Origin of the sequence: Clostridium tarantellae (genome assembly GCF_009295725.1) — a bacterium.
Lineage (GTDB): Bacteria > Bacillota > Clostridia > Clostridiales > Clostridiaceae > Sarcina > Sarcina tarantellae.
Window position 1 is genome coordinate 1 of sequence record NZ_WHJC01000148.1, and the last position, 8,378, is coordinate 8,378.

6 protein-coding genes and 1 tRNA gene are annotated in these 8,378 nt (G+C 28.5%); 5 read left to right on the top strand and 2 right to left on the bottom strand.

The features are described 5' to 3' along the window. The 3 genes from GBZ86_RS09975 to GBZ86_RS09985 all read left to right on the top strand — a co-directional run. On the top strand, positions 1 to 2,014 hold a 2,014-nt coding region (locus tag GBZ86_RS09975; protein WP_152890260.1), incomplete at its 5' end, for a glycoside hydrolase family 2 TIM barrel-domain containing protein. Between the two features lie 26 nt (positions 2,015 to 2,040). Then, on the top strand, positions 2,041 to 3,939 hold the full coding sequence (locus GBZ86_RS09980) for a beta-N-acetylhexosaminidase (protein WP_152890262.1): 1,899 nt from the start codon (positions 2,041 to 2,043) through the stop codon (positions 3,937 to 3,939). A 307-nt stretch (positions 3,940 to 4,246) separates the two neighbouring features. Then, positions 4,247 to 5,818, top strand: coding sequence for a sulfatase family protein (locus tag GBZ86_RS09985; protein ID WP_152890264.1), 1,572 nt, complete (start codon positions 4,247 to 4,249; stop codon positions 5,816 to 5,818). 37 nt (positions 5,819 to 5,855) lie between these two features. Here GBZ86_RS09985 and GBZ86_RS09990 read toward each other — a convergent pair. Then, a tRNA-Leu gene (locus GBZ86_RS09990) sits at positions 5,856 to 5,940 on the bottom strand. A 353-nt stretch (positions 5,941 to 6,293) separates the two neighbouring features. Between GBZ86_RS09990 and GBZ86_RS09995 the strand changes: the two genes are divergently transcribed. Both GBZ86_RS09995 and GBZ86_RS10000 read left to right on the top strand, forming a co-directional pair. Continuing rightward, positions 6,294 to 6,986, top strand: coding sequence for an iron-sulfur cluster assembly scaffold protein (locus GBZ86_RS09995; protein ID WP_152890266.1), 693 nt, complete (start codon positions 6,294 to 6,296; stop codon positions 6,984 to 6,986). Positions 6,987 to 7,018: 32 nt separating this feature from the next. Next, complete coding sequence (locus tag GBZ86_RS10000) at positions 7,019 to 8,017, top strand: GGGtGRT protein (RefSeq protein WP_152890267.1); 999 nt, start codon at positions 7,019 to 7,021, stop codon at positions 8,015 to 8,017. Between the two features lie 88 nt (positions 8,018 to 8,105). Here the strand turns inward: GBZ86_RS10000 and GBZ86_RS17145 are convergent. Continuing rightward, positions 8,106 to 8,378: GNAT family N-acetyltransferase (locus GBZ86_RS17145; protein WP_207707437.1), on the bottom strand; the 273-nt coding region annotated here is incomplete at its 5' end.

Below are 8,378 nucleotides of genomic sequence, written 5' to 3' on the forward strand. Positions count from 1 at the left end.
CTTTGAAGGCGTAATGTGTGCTTTTAATTTGTTTATAAACGAAAAGAAAGTAGGTGAATTTAAAGGGGGATATATACCACATTTTATTGAAATAACAAATTATGTGGATTTTAAAGAAGAAAATGAAATTCTTGTAGAAGTTGATTCAAGAGAAAGAGAAGATATTCCTCCTTTTGGAAATGTTATTGACTATTTAACCTTTGGAGGAATTTATAGAGATGTTTGTCTTTATGAATTAAATCATTGTTTTATAGAAAATATTTTATATAAATATGAAGTACTAAATATAAATAATGGACAAGGAAAAATTAAAGTTTTCCCTAAGTTATTAATTAATAATAAATTAAAGGAAGATAAGTATAAGTTAAATTTTAACATAAATAATAAAGAAAAAAATATAGCTGTTAAAGTGTCTTTGGGAAAAAAATGGTATGAATTAGAGGCTTTTGAAATAGGAGTAGTAGATTTATGGTCTATAGATACTCCAAATTTATATGAAGCTAGTTGTGCTTTATATAAAGAAAGTTTATTGTTAGATGAAAACGTAATCTCTTTAGGCTTTAGAAAAGTGATTATAAAAAATAATGGATTGTTTATAAATGATGAAAAAGTAAAAATATTTGGACTTAATAGACATCAATCTTTTCCTTATATGGGATATGCTATGCCTAAGAGATCACAGGAAAAGGATGCAGATATATTAAAAGAGGAGTTAGCTTTAAATTTAGTTAGAACCTCTCATTATCCACAATCACCATATTTCTTAAATAGGTGTGATGAAATAGGATTATTAGTATTAGAAGAAATTCCAGGATGGCAATTTATAAGTGGTAGAGAAGATTGGAGACAACAGGTTTTAAGAGATGTAGAAGGAATGATTTTAAGAGATTATAATCATCCAGCTATAATAACATGGGGAGTAAGAATTAATGAGTCATGGGATGATGAAGAACTTTATACTAAAACTAATGATCTTGCTAGAAGTTTAGATCAAAGTAGAAAAACCTGTGGAATAAGATATCTTGAAAATAGTCAATTTTTAGAAGATATATATACAATGAATGATTTTATTCACTGGGGAGAAGAAACAGTTTTAAGAAGTAGACAGCAAGTTACAGGATTAGAAAGAGAAGTACCTTATTTAGTTACAGAATTTTGTGGTCATATATATCCAACTAAAAAGTTTGACCAAGAGGAAAGATTAGTAGAACATACTTTAAGACATGGCAGAGTTATGAGTAAAGCTAGAGAATCAAAAGAATATTTAGGAGCAATAGGATGGTGTGCTTTTGATTACAATACTCATTATGATTTTGGATCTGGAGATAGAATTTGTTATCATGGTGTAATGGATATGTTTAGAATCCCAAAAATGGCAGCTAGTATTTATAAAAGTCAGCAGGATAATAAAAAAGAAGCTGTTTTAGAACCGTTAACTTATTGGAGTAGAGGAGAAAGAGATCGAGGAGAGGTATTTCCTATATATGTATGTACAAATTGTGATGAAATAAAGTTAAAGTTTAATGATGAAATAGTTGGAGAATTTAAAAGAAGTGAAGAAACAATAGAAGAAAATTTAAAACATCTTAAGTATCCACCTATAAAAGTTACTGGAGATGGTGGAGAATGGGGAGCTAAATGGACAGGTGCAGAATTTGTTGGTTATATAGATGGAGAAGAAGTTATAAGAAAAAAATTCTGTGTAAATCCAATAATAAGTGATTTAGAAGTGAATATAGATGATAAGGAATTAAAAGGAAATGAATTTGATGCTACAAGAGTTGTAGTAAAAGTTGTTGATGAAGAGGGGAATAACTTACCTTTTGTAACTGGTTCAATTAATGTGGAAGTAGAAGGGGATATTGAGTTAATAGGACCAAAGTGGATTTCTTTAATTGGTGGTAGTATAGCATTTTGGGTTAAAACTTTAGGAGAGTTTACTAATAATAAAGGAGTAATAAAAATAAATAGTAGCTTTAATATTAATAAACAATTAAATATTAATATTAAATAAATTAAGATAATATGGGGGAATTATAAATGAAAGTAAATTTAGTGGGATTAACTGAAGAGTTATTAAGTTCTCTAAAAGAGATAAATAGAGTTATATCTTTAGATATATGTAGCCATGGAGAGAAAGTTAAAATTTCTAAGTTAGATGAAGAGTGTGAGTATTGCTTAGAAATTTATAAAGGTCAGTTTAGTGAAATAAAGTATAAGGAAACACATCATTTATTTAGGGCTTTAGGCTTATATATGCAATTTAATAAAGAGGGAAAAACAAATTTTGAAAAGAAAGAAAAAACATATATAAATTCAGTGGGGGCTATGATTGATGCTTCAAGAAATGCTGTCTATAAAGTAGAAGAGGTTAAACAATTAATAGTGAGCATGGCATTGTTAGGACATAATAGAGTTATGCTTTATACAGAGGATACTTATGAGGTAGATGGATATGAGTATTTTGGTTATTTAAGAGGAAAGTATTCAAAAGAGGAATTAAAGGAAATAGATAATTTTGCATATAGATTAGGTATTGAAGTAGTACCTTGTATACAAACATTAGCACATTTAAAACAAACTTTAAGGTGGGAATATGCTAAAAATATTAAAGATACAGAGGATGTGCTTTTAGTAGGAGAAAAAAATACTTACAAATTCATTGAAAGTATGGTAAGTACTTTAAGAAGTGTATTTAGAAGTAAAAATATTCATATAGGTATGGATGAAGCTTTTGATTTAGGTAGAGGAGAATACTTAACAAAGCATGGACATGTATCCCATCAAAAATTAATGATAGAACATTTAAAAAGAGTTTGTGAAATAACAAAAAAATATGATTTTAATCCTATGATGTGGGATGATATGTTTTTTAGAGAAGGTTCACCCAATGGAGGATATTATGATATAGATTCTGTTATTACTAAAGAGATAACGGATAATATTCCAAAGGAAGTTTCATTAGTTTATTGGGATTATTATAATATTGAAGAAGAAAAATATAGCAAATTATTAAAAGCTAGAGAAAAGTTTAATAATAAAACTATATTTGCAGGTGGAATTTGGAGATGGCTTGGTTATGTTCCTAGTTATTCAAAAACTTTTATAACTACTAACTTAGCATTAAAGCAATGCAAAATAAGAGGAATAAAAGAAGTTTTCGCTACAGCTTGGGGAGATGATGGTTCTGAAACACCTATTAATACAATTATTTTAGGATTAATTTTATTTGGTGAACATGGATATAGTGAAGAAGTAAATAATGAATGGTTAAATAGAAGATGTGAGTTTTTAACAGGCTTAACTATGGATGACTTTTTAGAAATAGAAAAACTAGACATAATTCCAACGGTGCAAACTCCAAATATAGAAGGATTAAATCCATCTAAATATTTAACCTATGGAGATATTTTATTAGGTGCCTTTGATAAACATATAGAAGGTATAGATTTAAAAGCTTACTATAGTAATTTAGCAGAAAAATATGAGATTACTGCTAATAAAACAATTAAGTATAAAGAATTATTTACCTTATATTCTAAATTAGCTTCTTATTTATCGGTAAAAGGAGATTTAGGATTACGAATAAGAAAAGCCTATAAAGAAAATAATAAAATAGAATTAAAAAATATTATTGAAAATGTACTTCCACAATTAAGAGAAGAGTTAACAGCTTTTCATAATAGCGTTAGAACTTTATGGTATAAAGAGTGTAAGGGCCATGGATTTGAAGTATTAGATATAAGATTAGGTGGAGTATATCAAAGAATTAATAGTACATTGTATAGATTAAACTCTTATTTAAATGGAGAGATTAATAAAATAGAAGAATTAGAAGAGGAAAGATTATTTTATTCCCAAAATACAACAGATCATTGCAAACAAATATGTATAAATCAATATAGATTTATTTCAACACAAAATATTTTAAGTTGGTAAAATATATATAAATAGATTATATAAAAACTTAAGATTACAATGTTTTTTAGAAAATAAAACAATTTATTATTAAGTGACTAAAGATTTTATATTAATAAAATAATAGTCACTTATTTTTTATTAAGGATATTTATTATAAAGTTATTCATATTAAAAATTTGTAATATGAATAAAAGAATATATTAAAATTATATAAAAAATTAATAGAAAGGAGACAAGGACTATAGAATTTATAAATTAACGTTAATGAATTTATAAATAACTTATTAACGTATTTATAGAATTAATAGTAACCTTGAAAATATTTATGGATAAAAGTCCTAATATTTTATTAATAACAAGTGACCAGCAACATTGGAATACTATAGGTAAATTTAATAAAGAAATAAAAACACCTAATTTAGATAGATTATGTAATGAAGGAACAATTTTTACTAGATATTATTGTACTAATCCAACCTGTACTCCTTCACGTGCATCTATAATAACAGGAAAATATCCTAGTCAACATGGAGCTTGGTCATTAGGGACAAAGCTTCCTGAAAATGAATTAACTTTAGCAAAATACTTAAAAAATAAAAATTATGAAACTGCATTAATAGGGAAGGCTCATTTTCAACCATTAAAGTCTACAGAAGAATATCATTCTTTGGAAGCTTATCCAATATTACAAGATTTGGAGTTTTGGGAAAAGTATAAAGAGCCTTTTTATGGATTTAATTATTATGAGCTTGCAAGAAATCATACTAATGAAGCTCATATAGGTCAACATTATGCTTTATGGTTAGAGAAAAAAGGATGTTTAAATTGGAGAGAATATTTTTTAACACCTACAGGAAATATGGATAAAAATATTTATAAAAGAATTGAAAGAATTGCTAATGAAAAAGATGGATTTGAGAAGTGTAAAAGAAATTGGGGAAAATGGAATATACCAGAGGAATATCATTATAATAATTGGATTGCAGAAAAAACTAATATAAAGTTAGAAGAGTATAGCAAAAAAGAAAAATCATTTTTTTTGTGGAGTTCTTTTTTTGATCCTCATCCTGAGTATTTTGTTCCAGAACCATGGGCATCTATGTATTCACCAGATGATATAACTTTACCACAGGCAATTAATGGAGAACATGAAAAAAATCCACCACATTTTAAAATGACTCAAGAAAAGGAACCTGATTTTTCAAAGTATAATAATTCAGGATTAGGAGTACATGGATTTCATTCACACTTACAGAAGAAGGAGGATATTAAAAAGGATATAGCTATTTATTATGGAATGATTAGTATGATGGATTGTTATATAGGAAAAATTCTTGATAAATTAGAGCAGTTAGGATTAGAGAAAAATACAATAATAATATTTACCTCAGATCATGGACACTTTTATGGTCAACATGGATTAATAAGAAAGGGTCCTTTTCATTATGAAGATATGATTAAAGTTCCCTTTATAGTTAGGTATGATAATAGAATACCTAAAGGTGAAATTAATACTTCACTACAATCTCTAGTAGATTTAGCACCTACATTATTAAGTTTTTTGCAACATGAAATTCCAAGAGAAATGACTGGAATAAATCAAAAAGAAGTTTGGTGTGGAGAAAAGAAAAAAGTTAGAGAACATATAATAGTTGAAAATAGACATGAAGATAAAACTATGAATTTAAGAACTTTTGTGGATAATAGATATAAAATAACTATATATTATGGAAAAACTTATGGTGAATTATTTGATTTACAAAAAGATCCTAATGAAATAAATAATTTATGGGATGATGAAAACTATAAAGATTTAAAGATGAAATTACTTTTAAAGTATATATGGGCTGAATTAGATAAGGAGCCTATGTGGATGCCTAGAATTACACATGCTTAATATAAAAAAAGACTTTAGAAAAATCTAAAGTCTTTTTTGGTGCCGGAGAGGGGACTCGAACCCCTACGATTTATGGTCGGCGGATTTTGAGTCCGCTGCGTCTGCCATTCCGCCACTCCGGCTTGATATAAATATATTATCATAAAATTATCCAATAATCAATAGTTTTTTTATTTTAAATTATAAAATTATAATTTGCATTTTAAATATATTAAATTTTGGAATTAAAAGTAAAAATAATATATATAAACATGGAATTTGAAGAAAAATTTAAAATTATTAGATTTTTTTAAAAAAATTTTAATAAATATATTGTTACAATTCAATTCATTTGTTAGAATATATAAGGGGGTTCAAGTTGTAACCCACTGGGACTAAAATAATCCCATAATAACTAAAAGAATTCTATAGCTACATAATTATAAAATTAAACATTGTTGCTATAATTCATTTTTTAGGGAGGAGAAAATAGAATATGATGTATTCAAGCGAAGTTCAAGAAATGTGTGTAATTGCTAAAGGTCCTAATCATGGTCCAGCACCAATCCCTGCAGAAGGAAAATGGGTGCAAGCTAAAGAAGTTAAAGATATCTCAGGTTTAACTCATGGTGTGGGCTGGTGTGCACCACAACAAGGAGCTTGTAAATTAACTTTAAATGTTAAAGACGGTATAATTCAAGAAGCTTTAATTGAGACAATAGGATGTTCAGGTATGACTCACTCAGCTGCTATGGCTTCAGAAATATTACCAGGAAAAACTATATTAGAAGCTTTAAACACAGACTTAGTTTGTGATGCTATAAACACTGCAATGAGAGAATTATTCCTTCAAATAGTTTACGGAAGAAGTCAAACTGCTTTCTCAGAAGGTGGACTACCAATAGGAGCTGGTCTTGAAGACTTAGGAAAAGGATTAAGATCACAAGTTGGTACTATGTATGGAACTTTAGCTAAAGGTCCAAGATACTTAGAAATGGCTGAAGGATACGTAACTAAAGTTGCTTTAGATGCTGACAATCAAATCATAGGATATAAATTCGTTCATCTTGGAAAGATGATGGAAATGATAGGAAAAGGTATGGAAGCTAACGAAGCTTTAGAAAAAGCTACTAGCCAATACGGAAGATTTGATGAAGCTGTTAGAACAGTAGATCCAAGACACGAATAATCTAGGATTTATTATTGAAGGAGGATATTAAAATGGCATTATTTGAAAGTTATGAAAGAAGAATTAACGAAATCACTCCTGTTATGGAGAAATATGGTATAGAGTCATTTGAACAAGCAAGAGAAATCTGCACAAATTTAGGATTCGATCCATACGAAATAGTTAAAGAAACTCAACCAATAGCATTCGAAAACGCTGCTTGGGCTTACACTTTAGGTGCTGCTATAGCTGTTAAAAAAGGATGTAAAAAAGCTGCTGAAGCTGCTGAAGCTATAGGAGAAGGATTACAAGCTTTCTGTATTCCTGGATCAGTTGCTGATGATAGAAAAGTTGGTTTAGGACATGGAAACTTAGGAGCTATGCTTTTAAGAGAAGAGACTAAATGTTTTGCATTCTTAGCAGGACACGAGTCATTCGCTGCTGCTGAAGGCGCTATAAAAATAGCTGAAAAAGCTAACAAAGTAAGAAAAGAAAATTTAAGAGTTATATTAAACGGTCTTGGAAAAGATGCTGCATTCATAATCTCAAGAATTAATGGATTTACTTATGTTGAAACTAAGTTTGATTACTATACAGGTAAATTAACTATAGTTAAAGAAACTCCATACTCAAACGGTCCAAGAGCTAAGGTTAAATGCTATGGTTCAGACGACGTTAGAGAAGGTGTTGCTATAATGCATCATGAGGGAGTTGATGTATCAATAACTGGTAACTCAACTAACCCAACAAGATTCCAACATCCAGTTGCTGGAACATACAAAAAAGAGTGTGTTGAAATGGGTAAAAAATACTTCTCAGTAGCATCAGGTGGTGGTACAGGAAGAACTCTTCACCCAGATAACATGGCTGCTGGTCCAGCTTCATACGGTATGACAGATACTATGGGAAGAATGCACTCAGATGCACAATTCGCAGGATCATCATCAGTTCCAGCTCACGTTGAAATGATGGGTCTTATCGGAATGGGTAACAACCCAATGGTTGGAGCTACAGTTGCTGTAGCAGTTGCTGTTGAAGAAGCTAGTAAGTAATAGCTATTCTAAATAGAGACAAGTATACACTAATTTAAATAAAGTAGTATGCATTATTTTAATAAATAATGTGTACTACTTTTTATTTTTAAAAATGTTTTATATAATATATTAAATTTTTAAAGCCATAATTAACTCTATAATCAATATCTTCTATAGTTATTTCTTTAAAACCATTTTTTACCCAAAAATTTTTAGCATATTTATCTTTAGGATAAAGTATGATTTTTTCAATTGTTTCTATTGAACTAACTTCTTCAACAATTTTATTGAATATTTTACTTCCTATTCCTTTACCTTGAGGAGAAATGGATAAATTATTTAATTCTAATAATAATAAACAATCTCTAGTATATAGTTT

Bases quoted from the DNA above. Each gene is read 5' to 3' on its own strand.
- GBZ86_RS10000 (WP_152890267.1), top strand. From the start codon at position 7,019: ATGGCATTATTTGAAAGTTATGAAAGAAGAATTAACGAAATCACTCCT.
- GBZ86_RS09980 (WP_152890262.1), top strand. From the start codon at position 2,041: ATGAAAGTAAATTTAGTGGGATTAACTGAAGAGTTATTAAGTTCTCTA.
- GBZ86_RS09985 (WP_152890264.1), top strand. From the start codon at position 4,247: ATGGATAAAAGTCCTAATATTTTATTAATAACAAGTGACCAGCAACAT.
- GBZ86_RS09995 (WP_152890266.1), top strand. From the start codon at position 6,294: ATGATGTATTCAAGCGAAGTTCAAGAAATGTGTGTAATTGCTAAAGGT.